The organism is Streptomyces sp. NPDC020845 (genome assembly GCF_044334165.1).
Taxonomy (GTDB): Bacteria; Actinomycetota; Actinomycetes; order Streptomycetales; family Streptomycetaceae; genus Streptomyces.
Genome location: NZ_JBIRSJ010000017.1, coordinates 139,728 through 153,781, shown reverse-complemented (window position 1 = coordinate 153,781; position 14,054 = coordinate 139,728). Strand labels below are relative to the sequence as shown.

Annotated in this window: 14 protein-coding genes and 1 pseudogene; 9 read left to right on the top strand and 6 right to left on the bottom strand. The window is 69.7% G+C overall.

The genetic code is table 11. The features are described from left to right. Window positions 1-82: 82 nt before the first annotated feature. The 4 genes from ACH4U7_RS39315 to ACH4U7_RS39300 all read right to left on the bottom strand — a co-directional run bounded on the left by ACH4U7_RS39315 (window position 83) and on the right by ACH4U7_RS39300 (window position 3,620). Entirely contained in the window at window positions 83-802 is a 720-nt protein-coding gene (locus ACH4U7_RS39315; RefSeq protein ID WP_398532561.1) for a hypothetical protein, read from the bottom strand. Window positions 803-837: 35 nt separating this feature from the next. Further along, entirely contained in the window at window positions 838-1,254 is a 417-nt protein-coding gene (locus ACH4U7_RS39310) for a PepSY domain-containing protein (RefSeq protein ID WP_398532560.1), read from the bottom strand. Window positions 1,255-1,483: 229 nt separating this feature from the next. Next, the gene (locus ACH4U7_RS39305) at window positions 1,484-2,941 is read right to left on the bottom strand and encodes a sensor histidine kinase (RefSeq protein ID WP_398532559.1); all 1,458 of its coding nucleotides are present in this window, start codon (window positions 2,939-2,941) and stop codon (window positions 1,484-1,486) included. Next, entirely contained in the window at window positions 2,934-3,620 is a 687-nt protein-coding gene (locus tag ACH4U7_RS39300; RefSeq protein ID WP_398532558.1) for a response regulator transcription factor, read from the bottom strand. Before ACH4U7_RS39300 ends, ACH4U7_RS39305 begins: the two co-directional genes overlap by 8 nt. Before the next feature lie 146 nt (window positions 3,621-3,766). On the opposite strand from ACH4U7_RS39300, the gene ACH4U7_RS39295 reads away from it, so the two are divergent. After that, entirely contained in the window at window positions 3,767-4,522 is a 756-nt protein-coding gene (locus ACH4U7_RS39295) for a PepSY domain-containing protein (RefSeq protein WP_398532557.1), read from the top strand. A gap of 408 nt (window positions 4,523-4,930) precedes the next feature. On the opposite strand, the gene ACH4U7_RS39290 is transcribed toward ACH4U7_RS39295, so the two are convergent. Continuing rightward, a complete protein-coding gene (locus ACH4U7_RS39290) occupies window positions 4,931-6,643 on the bottom strand; it encodes a DUF3105 domain-containing protein (RefSeq protein ID WP_398532556.1) in 1,713 nt (570 codons plus the stop codon). A gap of 87 nt (window positions 6,644-6,730) precedes the next feature. Here ACH4U7_RS39290 and ACH4U7_RS39285 point away from each other — a divergent pair, with 87 nt between their 5' ends. The 6 genes and pseudogenes from ACH4U7_RS39285 to ACH4U7_RS39260 all read left to right on the top strand — a co-directional run bounded on the left by ACH4U7_RS39285 (window position 6,731) and on the right by ACH4U7_RS39260 (window position 10,709). Continuing rightward, complete coding sequence (locus ACH4U7_RS39285; protein WP_398532666.1) at window positions 6,731-7,327, top strand: hypothetical protein; 597 nt, start codon at window positions 6,731-6,733, stop codon at window positions 7,325-7,327. Window positions 7,328-7,574: 247 nt separating this feature from the next. Then, window positions 7,575-8,072: an Imm21 family immunity protein gene (locus ACH4U7_RS39280; protein ID WP_398532555.1), complete on the top strand. Its 498-nt coding sequence runs from the start codon at window positions 7,575-7,577 to the stop codon at window positions 8,070-8,072. Window positions 8,073-8,584: 512 nt separating this feature from the next. Continuing rightward, on the top strand, window positions 8,585-8,800 hold the full coding sequence (locus ACH4U7_RS39275) for a type II toxin-antitoxin system VapB family antitoxin (protein WP_398532554.1): 216 nt from the start codon (window positions 8,585-8,587) through the stop codon (window positions 8,798-8,800). Continuing rightward, window positions 8,797-9,213, top strand: a complete 417-nt coding sequence (locus ACH4U7_RS39270; RefSeq protein ID WP_398532553.1) for a PIN domain nuclease — start codon at window positions 8,797-8,799, stop codon at window positions 9,211-9,213. The genes ACH4U7_RS39275 and ACH4U7_RS39270 overlap by 4 nt, the downstream gene beginning before the upstream one ends. 256 nt (window positions 9,214-9,469) lie before the next feature. Continuing rightward, window positions 9,470-9,697, top strand: a pseudogene (locus ACH4U7_RS39265) (DUF642 domain-containing protein); the annotation flags it as partial. Between the two features lie 94 nt (window positions 9,698-9,791). After that, the gene (locus ACH4U7_RS39260) at window positions 9,792-10,709 is read left to right on the top strand and encodes a hypothetical protein (protein ID WP_398532552.1); all 918 of its coding nucleotides are present in this window, start codon (window positions 9,792-9,794) and stop codon (window positions 10,707-10,709) included. A gap of 13 nt (window positions 10,710-10,722) precedes the next feature. Here ACH4U7_RS39260 and ACH4U7_RS39255 read toward each other — a convergent pair whose 3' ends face one another. After that, window positions 10,723-11,688, bottom strand: a complete 966-nt coding sequence (locus ACH4U7_RS39255; RefSeq protein ID WP_398532551.1) for a helix-turn-helix domain-containing protein — start codon at window positions 11,686-11,688, stop codon at window positions 10,723-10,725. A gap of 278 nt (window positions 11,689-11,966) precedes the next feature. Here ACH4U7_RS39255 and ACH4U7_RS39250 point away from each other — a divergent pair, with 278 nt between their 5' ends. After that, on the top strand, window positions 11,967-12,752 hold the full coding sequence (locus ACH4U7_RS39250; RefSeq protein ID WP_398532550.1) for an RNA ligase family protein: 786 nt from the start codon (window positions 11,967-11,969) through the stop codon (window positions 12,750-12,752). Further along, a complete protein-coding gene (locus ACH4U7_RS39245; protein ID WP_398532549.1) occupies window positions 12,739-13,911 on the top strand; it encodes an AAA family ATPase in 1,173 nt (390 codons plus the stop codon). The genes ACH4U7_RS39250 and ACH4U7_RS39245 overlap by 14 nt, the downstream gene beginning before the upstream one ends. The last annotated feature ends 143 nt before the right edge of the window (window positions 13,912-14,054 follow it).

Genomic DNA, 14,054 nt, shown 5'->3' with positions numbered 1-14,054 from the left:
GAGGCGATCCGTACGAGGCGATCCGTACGAGGCGATCCGGCCGGACGGCGGGGATGAGGAGGCGACGCCCCGGCTGGGGGAGTCAGTCATCGCCGGAGCGGTCGCCGTCCTCGTGTTGCTGGTCTTCTTGGCGGCCCTGGTCTTCCTCGCGGCCCTGGTCGTCCTCGTCGTCGTGCCGGTCAGCGGTGGATGGCAGCGAACCGGTTGGCGTCGGGAGGACGCCGGCGCCACCGTCGGGAGGAGACGCCGGGGAGGGAGTTGCCTCTGGCGGCTGGGGCTGCTCGGTAGGCGATTTCGATGCGGGATCCCGCACGGTGCCGACGGGTGCCGGGTTGGAGGAGACCGTGTCGCTGACCGCCGACAGGGCGAAGCCGAAGCCGCCCATGACCATCAGGGCGGCGGCCACGGCCAGAACCGGGCGGCGGCGGGCGAGCAGCCGCTGCCACCCGCCGGCCTCCCGCTCCCGCTCCCGCTCCCGCTCCCGCTCGCGACCGCGACCGCGTGCATGCCGCGCCGCGTCCGGCTCATCGCCGGGCCCGGCGGTGTCCGCGGGCCCGGTGGCGTCCGTGGGCATGGCAGCGTCTGCGGACCCGGCAGCGTTCGCGGGCGTGGCAGCGTCCGCGGGCTTCGGCAGCGGCTCGTCGCCGGGCCAGGCTTGGGAGGCGACGGGCGACGGGTAGTTGAACGCGTCCTCGTCGAAGCGCGCTCCGTAGGCTCCCTCCGACGGTTTGAGGACGACCGTCGTCTCGGCGGCCGGCTTCACTGAGGGGGAGCCGGGGGTGTTCCGGGGCTCGGTCGACATGCGCTTCTCCCTTCCGGCGGGTCGGACCTCGGCCGTCAGCCGGCGTTCTCCGTTTCCTCGGTGCCCTCCTGCTTGGTGCCGGTGACGTTGTACGACTTGTCGAGGTAGACCTCGACCGTCGAGCCGTCCTGCTTCTGTACCTCGACCGCGTACATGCCGGGCTTCTCCGCGTCCTCCTCGGACTTCAGGACCGTGCCCGGGTACTTGGCCAGCGCGGCGGCCTCGGCCTTCTGCTTGATGTCGCCGGTCAGCGGCGGCTCCTTCTTGTCGTCGGCGTCGCCCCCGGCCTCACCGCCCGCCTCCGCGCCGCCCGCGCTCGGGGCTGACTGCTGGGTGTCGGCGGCGTTGGAGCTGCTGGAGCTGTCGTCGGAACCGCCACCGCAGGCGACGAGGGTGAACATCAGGAGGGCGGCGGGAGCGGCGAGAAGGGCACGGCGGGGCAGGGCACGCATCAGGTGTCTCCAGATCAGTGGGGATGCGGAGGTCCGTGAACCGGCCCTCCGGGGGACAGCTACGACCCTAGGAACCGGCTCTCCAGAGCGAGCCCAGCAAACAGAGAGCGGCAGACCAGGAAACGACCAATGTTTCGCAGCACGGCGGCTGTCCGCAGCACGGCGGCTGTCCGCGGCACGGCGACTGTCCGTGCCCGGCCCGGGCCGTAGTCGGCCCGTAGCCCGATGGTCAGGTGGTACGGGGCAGCCTGACCCGGAAAGACGCGCCGCCACCCGATGCCTGACCCACCACCAGCGTCCCGCCGTGGCGCTCCACGACATCGCGAGCGATGGCCAGGCCAAGTCCCGCTCCACCGTCGTCCCGCGTGCGGGCCTCGTCGAGGCGTACGAAGCGTTCGAAGATCCGCGCGCGGTCGGCCTCGGGCACACCGGGGCCGTCGTCGGTGACGATGAGCACCGCGTCCGCGCCGTCGGCGCGCACTTCGACGCCGACCGCAGACCTCGCGTGGCGTTGGGCGTTGTCGAGGAGATTGCCGAGCACGCGGGCCAACTGCCCTCTACTGCCGCGCACGTCCAGCGGTGCGCCGCTCATGCTGAGGCTCGGGGCGATGCGGTTCGTCGCAGTGCGTTCCGCCAGTTCCTCGCGGACGAGAACCGCCAGGTCGACACGGGCCTCCGCCAGCCGTTCCCCGGCGTCGAGGCGGGCCAGCAGGAGCAGATCGGCCGCCAGGTGCTGGAGGCGGATGACGTCCGCGAGCACCTCCTCGACGTCCAGAAGTTCGGAGTGCGCGACGGCGACCTCCAGTTGGGTGCGCAAGGACGCGATCGGGCTGCGCAGTTCGTGGGAGGCGTCGGCGACGAAGCGGTGCTGGCGCTCGACGGACTGCTCCAGCGCGGTCAGGGTCTCGTTGGTGGTGGCGGCGAGCCGGGCGATCTCGTCGTACGAGTTGGGCTGGGGCACGCGGCGCGAGAGATCGCCGCTGGCGGTGATCTCGGCCATCTCCGTACGGATGCCCTCGACGGGGCGTAGCGCCCGCCGGGTGACCAGCCATGTCACCCCGGCGACCACGACCAGCAGGCATGGCAGGCCGATCAGCATGACCCTGGTGACCTGGTCGAGGGTGGCCTGTTCGTCCTCCAGCGAGGTGCCCGCGTAGACGGTGTAGGTGCGGCCGTCGTAGGCCGTTCCCTGTACGGCGGCGAAGCTGTAGTCGTGGGTTTCGTCGCCGACCCTCACGGCGAGGTCCTTGCGGTCCACGTCCGTGCCGACCTTGCCCCGGGCCGGGGCGCTGTCGTGGTCGTCATCGTCGTCATCGTCATGGCCGTTGTCATCGCCGTGAGACGAGACGCTTGGCGCGGTGCCCTTGGGGGCGGGCGAGTAGTCCGTGACAGGACCGCGTCCGCGCAGGTCGTCACTGGCGGCCAGCACCTTGCCCGCGGAGTCGACGATCTGGACGGGCCGGTCCTCGTCGTCGGGCAGGGGCACGGAACCGAAGTCTCCGTTCAGCGCGGCCTGCGCGCCCGCCACCGTGCGGGCCGCGACCTCGGACTTCAGGCTCGCCCGGTCGACCAGGTTGTGGCGCAGTACGACGACCACGGCGACGCCCGCGGCGACCAGAGCGACGGAGACGACCAGGGTCGCGGCCAGCGCGGCGCGGGCGCGGACGGAGGCGAATGGCCTACGCATGGCGGCCGCCGTCGGCTTCCAGGCGGTACCCGGCGCCTCGTACGGTCGTGATGGAACGCCGTCCGAACGGGAGGTCGAGCTTGCGGCGCAGGGCGCTCACATAGACCTCGACGATGTTCGGATCGCCGTCGTAGGCGAAGTCCCACACGTGGGCGAGGACGTCCGCCTTCGACACGACCCGGCCCGCGTGCAGCGCGAGGTGTTCCAGGACCGCGAACTCCTTGGTGGTCAGCGGGACCTCCGCCCCCGCCCGCTCCACGCGCTTGGCGCCGGGATCGACGGTCAGGTCGCCGATCTTCAGCACCTGGACGGCGGCACGGGTACGGCGACGCAGCAGGGCGCGGATGCGGGCCTGAAGGACGACGTACGAGAACGGCTTGGTGAGGTAGTCGTCCGCGCCGGTGTCCAGGCCCTCGGCCTCGTCGTACTCGCCGTCCTTCGCGGTCAGCATGAGGATCGGCGTCTCGTCGCCGGCCGCCCGCAGCTGGGCGCAGACGCGGTAGCCGTTCAGGCCGGGCAGCATGATGTCCAGCACGATCAGGTCGTAGTCCTGCTCCTGCGCCATGTGCAGACCGCTGACACCGTCGTGGGCCACGTCCACGGCGAAACCCTCGGCGGCCAGACCCCGGGCGAGGGCGGTGGCCAGGCGTTTCTCGTCCTCTACGATCAGCAGGCGCATATCGACAGCGTCGCATGCCTTCCTGAAGCGATCTTCAGGAAGCTTCAGCGTGGCTTCAGGATCGCTCGCGCAGGGTTGTCCATGTCAGGCCGACTCCGGTCGGCATCCCTGCGGCCCGGCCGCAGCTGAGGAAAGGACCACCCACGATGAAGTCCCTCAAGCGCTCGCTGACCGGCCGTCGCCGTACCGTCGCCGCCGTGCTCGCGGCCACCGTGGTGCTCGGTGGCGCCGGTGCCGCGACCGCTGTGGCCTTCGCCGACGACGGCAGCCACGACAGCTCCCACGGCAGCACCCACGGCAGCACCCACGCGGCCGCGGGCACCACCTACGAGGACCGCGACGACGGCGACCGTGACAGCAGCGACCGCGACGGCACGCGGGACGGCTCCGACGACGACGGTACGTCCGCCACGAAGACCAAGATCGACCTCAAGCAGGCGGCCGACGCGGCCGTGGCGTCGGTCGCGGGCAAGGTCACCTCCGTCGAGCTTGAGGGACACCAGGGCAAGGCCGTCTGGAAGGTCGATGTCGCCACCGCCAAGGGCGCGGAACACGAAGTCACGGTGAACGCCACCAGCGGCAAGGTCACCGCGCACAGGACCGACCACGACGACTCCGATGACGAGGCCGCTCTGGCCAGGTCCGCCAAGACCGGCCTCGGCCAGGCCGTGGACGCCGCGCTCAAGAAGATCCCCGGTACGGCGACATCCGCCGAGCTGGACGACGACAACGGTCGGTCGGCCGCCTGGGACATCGACGTCACCGATGCCAAGGGCGCCGAACACGAGGTCACCGTCGACGCCCGGTCCGGCAAGGTCACGGCCGTGCGGGCCGACGACGACCACGACGACCACGACCGCCCGGGCGACAACGACAGGAGTGACGACCGCCACGAGGACTGACCCGCTGAGGGCCGGGTGTTGGCGATGTACCGCTGGTTATGTACATCGCCAACACGAACCCGGATGGTCGAGGCGTCCGTAACGCGGGACTGTGTGGCGCGTGTCAAGCGGCTTGAAGCCGCTGAGAAACTGGCTGCGCGACGGGCAGCAGGGCGGACAGCGCACCTTGACCGCGACCGAACGCCCGATCAGCTCGTCTGTCGCCTCCACACCCCCCCATCGCCCCCGGCCCAGCACGCCTATCAGTCGATACCGTACTGCCACCAGCCGCCCAGCCCCTGGGAATCCGTCCCCACAACCGCGCTCCTCACGGAGTCGCCCACTGGGCCGGCACCTGGCGCCAGCCTTACAGCAGGTTAGCCAAGATGCCGTCAAGTAAAGGTCCCGGCCGCGGCGGTGGTGCGGTGGTTACGAGGACGACACGCCTCCGGTGCAGGCAGCCCCTGGCTCGGGGGTCTGTGCGCCCTGGACATACTTGTCGAGGAACGCGTTGACCCGCGCGTCGGACGCGTTCTGGACGTTGAGTTGGTGTCCCCAGGCCGTCAGCGTGATCGGTGACGACTGGTTCTTGTAGGGGCTCATCAGCGTGTACGGCGTCTTGGCCACCTTGGCCTCCAGCGCCGTGACGTCCGCGCGGGCGGCCTTGTCGTTGTACGTGACCCAGACGGCGCCGTGCTCCAGGGCGTGCACGGCGTTCTCGTCGCGGATCTGGGTGTTGTAGACGTCACCGTTGCAGTTCTGCCAGGCGGGGTCGTGGTCGCCACCGGCGGGAGGCGTCATGGGGTAGCTGACCGAGGTGGTGACGTGGTTCCGGCTCAGATTGGGCCACGTCTTTTCACCGGTGACCGAATCCCCCTGGGACGTGGATTCTTCCGGCTGCGCAGTTTCTCCCGCCTGCGTTGTTTCTCCTGCCTGTGCTTCAGGCTTTGCGCCCTTACTGGAGTCGTCCTTACTGGAGTCGTCTCTGAGGAGGAAGAAGGCTCCACTTCCCAGGAGAATCACCATCACCGCCGCAAGGGCGATCCACATGGCTGTTTCCCTCTTTGCGCCCGGTGTGGGGGCCGGGGGGTGGGCCGGCGGAGCGTACGGCATGGGGCCGGGTGAGTAGTGGACGTCGGCGTGCTGTCCGATGGCGGTGGGGTGGCCCGCCCAGGTGGCCTGGGGAGAGTATGTCGGCGGAGCTGACGGTGTGTGCGGGGGCGTGTGCGGCGGCGCGGTCGTCGGTCCGACAGCGGCGGTGAGGCTCTCACTCGTCGCCTGGCCGGGGCGGGGTGGTTCTGCTGCGGGCGGTGCGGTGGTGGATGGGACCAGGGTGCGGGCTTTTTCGCTGGTCATCCGGTCGGTGGTGTCGCGGGTGAGGAGTCCGGTGATCAGTGTTGAGAGTGGTGGCCGGCAGTTCAGCGGCGGCAGGTCGTCGTGGAGGATTGCGTGCAGGGTGGCGGCCGGGGTCTGGCGGGCGAACGGGTCACCTCCCTCGACGGCGTGGAACAAGGTCGCGCCCAGCGACCACAGATCCGCCGCGGGAGAAGGATCAGCACCTTGGAACAGTTCCGGGGCCATATAGCCGGTCGAGCCTGTGACGCCGTGGCGGGTCAGGCGGGTGTCGTCCATGGCGTGGGCGATGCCGAAGTCCACGAGTTTGACGTGGTCGCCGGGCAGCACCATGACATTGCTGGGTTTGATGTCCCGGTGGACGAGTCCGATCGAGTGCGCGGCGTCCAATGCGGCCAGCAACTGCCCTGCTATACGGACCACTCGCTCCTGCGGCAGGGCCCTGTACCACTCCAGGAGCTCCGCCAGCGAGGGCCCCTCCAGCAGCTCCATGACGATGTAGGCAGCGTCGTCCTCGGGCGTCGCCGGCACGAGATCGTAGATCGCCACAACACCGGGATGGTTGAGCCGACCCGCCGTACGAGCCTCGCGCAAGGCGCGTTCACCGAACATCGACCGCTCCTCGGCCGACAGCCCTGGCGGAGTACGCAACTCCTTGACTGCCGCAGCCCGTCCGATCAGCTCGTCGGTCGCCCTCCAGACCACGCCCATCCCGCCCTGGCCCAGCACGCCTGCCAGTCGGTACCGACCGGCCACCAGCCGCCCAGCCCCCTGGGAATCCGTCTCCATAACGGTGCTCCTCACGGAATCGCCCACCTGCCGGCGCCACGCGCGCTAGCCCTACAGCAGGTTATCCAGTGATGCCATCACGTAGAGATCTCACGGGGGAGGTCACGAGCCGATGGTGACCGCTTCGACCGGGTTCTGTTCCGCACCGATGCGTTGGGCCACACCACTACGTATGAGTATGACGAGTCTGGCCACCTCACGGCGATAGCGAGCCCTGACGGCAGCCGTTCCGCCGCCGCGTACAACGACCTCGGCCTGCCCGTGACCCTTACCGGCCCGGACGGCGCCACCTGGTATGAGACCTATGACGAGGCAGGCCGCCGCACCTCGGTCACCGACCCGGCAGGCCACACCACCCACTATGCCTACGACACTCGCGGTCACCTGTCCGCCGTCACGGACGCCCTGGGCCACACCACCCGAGTCCGCTGCGACGAGGCGGGCCTGCCTGTCGAGGTCCCCGACCCGCTTGGTGCGACGACGAGGTACCACCGGAACGCCTTCGGTCGCCCGGTGACCATCGCCGATCCGCTCGGCGCGACGACCCATCTGACCTGGTCGGTGGAAGGCAAGCTGACGAGCCGCACAGCTGCGGACGGGCTACGCGGTCGAATCGATCCCGGCGCGGAGCAAGTCCCAGAAGTTCGACGAATCTCCTGGCGGGGAAAGAGACCAGATCAATGAGATCGGAAGCCGGTTCGGATGCCACACCTGCGGAATCATGGTTCCCGTCGGCTCGAAGAAGGGGTTTGTGCCTGACCATCAGCCCATCAGTTCGTGGGTGCCGGATGGCTTTCCGCAGCGGCTTGATCCGCAATGCATCGAATGCAGCCGGAGGCAGGCTGGATGGGCCAGGCAACTAGCACCCATCATGAGGCCGATATACGAGCGAATCGCCAAGGAACTCGGATACTAAGGAGGCGACAGCGCTATGGACCTCACATGGGTTGAGTCCGAGGGCGGGCCGATGATTGTCGTGGAGGAGTCGCTGAGGCACCTCTGGGGCGGCTACGCGAACTCTGATTACGAGAACGCGTGTGAGGTCGAAGGCTACGCCGGGCTGGTGACGTTCGGAGAGCCGTCGGCTCCCGGGTCGGCGCTGGTGATCAACGACATCCCCGCCCCGACCGCATTTATGGGGGAGTTCCATGCCATTGTTCAATGGATCTCGTCCTCCAGTGATGCTCGATTCATCGAGGTCGTACGCGGTGGTATCGATTTGGTGGACACATGGGTGGACGGTCCAGTCATGAAAGTGAACGGTCCGCTCGTCGTGTTCGACGCGGCCCTTCCGGGAACAGAAGCACGTGCAGACGAACTTCTGCTGGTGGATATCGAGCCCGCCGTCTATCGAGTCAGGACCGCGGACATCGAGTCGGACACCGGTACGTGCGCGCGGGTCCACCAACTCGAGCGGGTGATCAAGTGAACTGAGTGACGCTGTTCCAGCGTTGGTGGCAGGCTTGGGCGACGGCTTGATGGTGGCGACGCCAGGCCGACCAGCGCAGGGCGTGGTCCGTGCCGCGGCCTCGGCAGGGGTGGGACGGTGGTGCAGAGCAGGGTCAGCAGCTCGCGTGTGCTGACGGGGGCGAGGTCGCTGATGCCGGTGGTGGGGGTGGTGCGGGCGTGGGTGACGGCCGGGACGGCGGCGGCCAGCAGGCGAGCTCGCGGGGGGCATCGGCGCAGGTTGCGGCTGCCGTAGACCTCGTCGTCGGCCGGCCATCTGGCTTCGACGCGTGCTCAGGTACAGGGCGCGGTCGATCAGCGCGTGGCCCCGGTGGCCCGTCCAGGTCCGCAGTCCGCAGTCCGCAGTCCGCAGTCCGCTGTCGGCGTCCGGCGGCGTGTCCACATCACGTCGCACGCGCAGTGAATGGCGATATCTAGTGGCGTGAAATTTGATATCCTCGGGAGGTGTGGGTGCGTCGGCCTGGAGGAGGACTCATGGCGCGAACCGTGATCGATGTCGATGACGAGATGCTTGCCGAGGCCGCGGAGATCTTTGGGACCACGACCAAGGTCGCGACGGTGAACGCCGCGCTGGAAGACGTCATCAAGCGCCGCAAGCGTGCGTCGTTTCTGAACTGGCTTGCCGAAGGTGGCCTGCCGGACTTGACGGGTCCCGTTGAGACTCCGGCTGATCCGCATCAGGCCGCATGACTGATCGCTACCTCATCGACAAGTCCGCACTCGCCCGTTACCCGAAGCCGGCCGTTCGTGCGGTGATCGAGCCGCTGCACAATGCGGGCCTGCTTGCCGTGTGTGGCGCCGTCGAACTCGAGGTGTTGCACGGTGCTCGGTCGAAGGCCGACGCGGAGCGCATTCGCGACGAGATGCGCGGCTTCGATTGGCTTCCGACTACTGATGAGGCATGGGACCGTGCCCTTGATGTGCAGACCCAGCTCATCGCGGCTGGTAACTGGAAGCCTCTCTCGGTATCGGACCTCGTGATCGCGGCGACCGCCGAACGTCACGGCGCGATCGTCCTGCACTACGACGGCGACTACGACATGATCGCAGCCGTGACGGGGCAGCCAACGCGATGGGTTGTGCCGTCCGGAACAGCGGACTGAGGTCCCTCTCGGCTCACGCGGGCGCGAGTGGCGCACGATCCAAGTGGGTGCGAGCAGGCGTGCCCTCGGGTTCGCTCCCAGTTCACCGGTGGCACCGCCGCCGAGTCGAAACACCATTGCGGCGATTCGCGTGCGCTGTGCGTGCCGCCGTTCGCCTCCGCCCTGGCAGCGGAACCGGGTCTGTGCGCGTGGGAACGACCAGGAAGGATCAAGGAAGGGTCAGGTCCTTGCCGAAGGGACCTGCCAACTCCTGCAGGTGAAGACCGGGAAGGTGCTGATCGACGGGCAGGACTTCCAGGACTTCTCGTTCAACTCCACGGGCAAGAGCCACGCGGACATGGGCTACGTCACCCGCGAGGTCACCTTCGTGGCCAACGGCAGCACGACGACCCTCGGCTTCGCCAGCACGGTGGGCGGCGCCTACGGCCCGGTCATCGACGACGTACGGGTCGAGACCTGCCACCCTTGCGGTTGCCCGAAGTAACGGCAGAACAGTAACGGCAGAACAGTAACGGCAGGGCGGTAACGGCAGGGCGGTAACGGCAGCGGTGTCAGTGCCGTGAGGTTCACTGAGCCGCATGCACCACACCGAGCTCCGCCAGCTGCTTGATCAGACCCTCACCGACCCCCGGCCGCACTGCCCGCTGCCCGGGCATGGCGAAGGACACGTCTGCATCGTCCGCGCCGGATGGGATCTGGCACAGCTGGAGCAGGCCGTCCTGGAAGTGCTGCCCTGGACCGGTCAGCCCGTGCGGCGGCTGGTCACCGGTGGTGTCCCCATCCCCGCGTTCAGCGGTCCGCCCACCGGGTGGGGCGAGGGCGAGGTGCTGGAGTTGCGTGGTTGGGCCCTGAACGAGCACTGGTTCGGTTACGGCCTGACGGCCGCGGCGGACGGCCCGCGCGGGGTGATCGTCGTCGCGGGCCGGGGCGCCTTCCCGTCCGATGTCGGGTGGCCGCAGCGTCTTGCGATCCTCACCGGATGGGAGGCGCTGCGGCCGGTCCGCGACGACCACGCAACCGGCAGGGCGATCGACTGGGCGATCGACTGGGCGGCCGCGGAATCCGCGCTCGGTACGGCCCTGCCCAGCGGCTACAAGGAGATCGTCGACCTGTTCGGGGCGGGCAGCTTCGACGAGTATCTGGATCTGCTGGTGCCGGGCGCCCTGGGGGCGGATCTTGTCAGTTGGGGCCTGGACATGCCGAAGTACGCCGAGCTGTACCGGCCCCACCCGGTGTATCCCGCGCCCGGCGGCGTGCTGATCTGGGGCAGCTCCGAGCAGGAGGTGACGTTTCACTGGCTGACCGGTGCCGACGACCCGGACGACTGGCCGGTGCTCGTGCAGCACGACTTCGACGCGTGGCAGCGCTTCGACTGCGGCACCGGCGAGTTCATCCTGCGGCTGCTCACCGACCGGCAGGAGCCGTTCGCCTTTCCGACCGCGGCGCGGATGACCGCCCACTGGTTCGAGGGGCGGGACCTGCCCGAGCCTCAGTAGACGATCAGGCGATTCAGGTCTTGTGGCGGTATTCGCTCGGCGATACGCCGTAGGCGCTGCGGAAGGCGCGGGTGAAGTCGCCCGGGCGGGAGAACCCCCACGTCGCGGCGGTGGCCTGGATCGGCCGCCCGGCGAGCCGGGGGTTGACGAGGTCACGGCGGCAGCGTTCGAGGCGCTGGTGGCGGATCCAGGACGCCACGGTCAGGCCGTGCCGCTGGAAGAGGCGGTGGAGCGAGCGGGGGGACATATGGTGGGCCGCGGCGACGGCGGACGGGGTGAGGCCGGGGTCGGGCAGGTGCCGGCGAATGAACTCCTGCACCCGGAGGAGCAGCGCGCGCTCCCGGCTCTCGGGCGGCAGGACGGACATGGCGTCCAGCCGCTGCGCGATCGTGTGGGTGAGCAGATCGACCAGGGTGGTGGACAGCCGGGGCGCGTCCTGAGGGGCGAACTGCCGCGGATGGCGGGCGACATGCGTGAGGAACTGGGAGAGCAGCGAGGCGAATCCCTCGCCACTGGGTATCCGGGTGGCCGCGAGGCGGTCCACCTGCCGTCCGGTCAGCGGCAGCGCCGCCCGGGGCAGATGCAGAAGTAACTGGCGGACCGGCGCCGCGCCCTCGGGGCTCGCCCAGCCGTTGAACGGCTCCGAGGAGCTGTACACCGCCAGATCCCCGGCGCCGAGCAGGGTGTGCCTCCTGAACTGCGTCAACCCCATGTTCCCGGAGAGCGTGAGCGACAGCTGCACATAGCCGGGGTCGCTGCGCTGGATCAGCCGCGGGGTCCGGGTCACGGTCAGCATGGGGTAGGCCATATCCGAGACCTGGACGTCACCGAGGTTCAGCACCCGGGCCGAGGCATCGAAGTCCGCAGCGCGGTCGCTGCCCATGGCGGTCGGGATCAGCGTCGAAGCCGTCATGTCGTGCCACCAGCCGAACCGTTCTTGCGGTGTCAGCCACTGCGTCGTCATGGTCGCGATGTCCACGGTTCCCCCTCGACCCCGCTTATCCGTCGCTGTCCATATTGCTCTTACTCCACCCACCGCACCGGCCCGTTGTCAGTGCCGCGCCCTACCGTGGAAGACGTCCTATCCACGCTGCGGGCTGCGCGTGACTCGGACGCGAGAAGGCCGGACCCAAACAGCGCGGGTCCGGCCTTCGCATGCCCCAAGGTTCCAAGGCCCCCAGGCCCCAGGCCCCAAGGCCCCAAGGCCCGTTAAAACTTCGTTGCCCGATCCGTCGTGTACGGCATAGAAAGAATTCCGTGATCCGCAAGTACCCGAGGACCCCGCATCTCCAGGGCTCCCGCCTCCAACCCGGCGACGAGGACCTGGCCGCCGTACCGTTCGCCGATATCGCGGGCCGGTACCTCGTGGTCGAGGAGAAGCTCGACGGCGCCAACGCGGCGATCAGCTTCACGCCGGACGGGGAGCTGCGGCTGCAGAGCCGTGGCCACTTCCTCACCGGCGGGCCCCGGGAGCGTCACTTCTCGCCGTTCAAGGCGTGGGCGGCGCTGGTCCGGGATCTGCTGTGGCCGCGGCTGGGGAGCCGTTATGTGCTGTACGGCGAGTGGCTGTACGCCAAGCACACGGTGTACTACGACGCCCTGCCGCACTACTTCTGCGAATTCGACGTACTGGACCGCGACGAGGGCGTGTTCCTGTCCACCGCCCGGCGCGGTGAGCTGCTGGAGGGGCTTCCCGTGCACTCGGTGCCCGTGCTGCACACCGGGCCGCTGAGCAGCCTGGACGCGCTGACCGCGTTCGTCGGGCCCTCGACATGCCGTACGGAGGGGTGGCGGGCGGCGCTGCGGGAGACGGCCGGGGCGGGCGGGCTCGACCCCGAGCGGGTGGCCGCGGAGACCGACACCTCGGACTTCATGGAGGGCCTGTATGTGAAGGTCGAGGAGGACGGTGTGGTGGCCGGCCGCTACAAGTGGGTGCGGGCCGGCTTCCTCACCAGCGTGCTGGACTCCGGTACGCACTGGCTCGACCGCCCGATCGTGCCCAACCGGCTGCGGGACCCGGCGGTGATGTATGCGCGCGCTTGAGGGCCCCTTCCAGGATGAGGGCCCCTTCCGGGAACTGCTCGATCTGTGCCCCGCGCCGCCGGACTGGACGGTCCCCTGGGAGCGGATCGTCGCGGCGTACCCGTGGATCCGCCGCCTGGAGGGCGTACCGCAGGACGCCGCCCACCACGGCGAGGGCGATGTGGCCACCCACACCCGTATGGCCGCCGAGGCGCTGGCGGGGCTGCCCGAGTGGCGGGCCAGGACCGCGGCCGGGCGGGCGCTGCTGTTCGCCACCGTGCTGCTGCACGACGCCGCGAAGCCGGACTGCACCGCCACCGACCCCGACGGACGGATCACCGCCCGCGGCCACTCCCGGCGCGGCGAGCTGATCACCCGCAGGGTGCTGTGGGAGCTGGGGGCGCCCATCGCCTGGCGTGAGCACGTCGCCGCCCTGGTCAGGCACCACCAGGTGCCGTTCTGGGCGCTGGAGCGGCCGGACCTGGAGCGCATCGCCTTCCGGGCGAGCCTGCTGGCCAGCAACGACGACCTGGCGGTGCTGGCGCGGGCCGATATCCTCGGCCGGATCTGCGGCGATACGGACGTGATGCTGGAGAACGTCGACCTGTACCGCGAGTACTGCGCCGAGCAGAAGTGCCTGACCGCGCCGCGCCGGTTCCCCTCCGACCACGCCCGCTTCGAGTACTTCCGCACCCCCGGCCGGGATCCGGACTACGCCGCGTACGACGACACCCGGATGACGGTGACCGTCCTGTCGGGGCTGCCCGGCGTCGGCAAGGACCACTGGATCGGTGCCCACCGCCCAGGTCTGCCCGTGGTCAGCCTGGACGCGCTCCGCGCCGGGCTGGGCGTGGATCCGGCGGCCGACCAGGCCCCGGTGGTGGCGGCCGCGCGGGAGGCGGCGCGGGGGCATCTGCGCGCGGGCGAGCCGTTCGTCTGGAACGCCACCAACGTCTCGCGGCGGTTGCGCGAGCAGTGCGTGGGGCTGGTGGCCGCGTACGGCGGGCGGGTCGACCTGGTGGCGCTCGAGGCGCCGCCCGCGGTGCTGCGCGCCCGTAACGCCGCCCGGCCACGACCGGTGCCCGAGGCGGTCATCGACCGGCTGATCCGCCGCTGGGAGACCCCCGACCCCACCGAGGCACACCGCGTCACCTGGATCGACACGGCGGAGATCGGCTGAGGCCACGGCCGCGTGAGGTCACGGCCGCGTGAGGTCACGGCCACGCGAGATCACGGCCGCGTGAGGCCACGGTCGCCGCAGGTCACGACCGTGTGAGCAGGGCGGGAATACCACCTGAGGCGACCTGGTTGACGCGGTCCGGG

Coding starts and splice junctions, on each gene's coding strand:
- ACH4U7_RS39280 (WP_398532555.1), top strand. CDS start 7,575: ATGGACCTCACATGGGTTGAGTCCGAGGGCGGGCCGATGATTGTCGTG.
- ACH4U7_RS39245 (WP_398532549.1), top strand. CDS start 12,739: ATGCGCGCGCTTGAGGGCCCCTTCCAGGATGAGGGCCCCTTCCGGGAA.
- ACH4U7_RS39315 (WP_398532561.1), bottom strand. CDS start 802: ATGTCGACCGAGCCCCGGAACACCCCCGGCTCCCCCTCAGTGAAGCCG.
- ACH4U7_RS39260 (WP_398532552.1), top strand. CDS start 9,792: ATGCACCACACCGAGCTCCGCCAGCTGCTTGATCAGACCCTCACCGAC.
- ACH4U7_RS39295 (WP_398532557.1), top strand. CDS start 3,767: ATGAAGTCCCTCAAGCGCTCGCTGACCGGCCGTCGCCGTACCGTCGCC.
- ACH4U7_RS39270 (WP_398532553.1), top strand. CDS start 8,797: ATGACTGATCGCTACCTCATCGACAAGTCCGCACTCGCCCGTTACCCG.
- ACH4U7_RS39275 (WP_398532554.1), top strand. CDS start 8,585: ATGGCGCGAACCGTGATCGATGTCGATGACGAGATGCTTGCCGAGGCC.
- ACH4U7_RS39305 (WP_398532559.1), bottom strand. CDS start 2,941: ATGCGTAGGCCATTCGCCTCCGTCCGCGCCCGCGCCGCGCTGGCCGCG.
- ACH4U7_RS39290 (WP_398532556.1), bottom strand. CDS start 6,643: ATGGAGACGGATTCCCAGGGGGCTGGGCGGCTGGTGGCCGGTCGGTAC.
- ACH4U7_RS39310 (WP_398532560.1), bottom strand. CDS start 1,254: ATGCGTGCCCTGCCCCGCCGTGCCCTTCTCGCCGCTCCCGCCGCCCTC.
- ACH4U7_RS39300 (WP_398532558.1), bottom strand. CDS start 3,620: ATGCGCCTGCTGATCGTAGAGGACGAGAAACGCCTGGCCACCGCCCTC.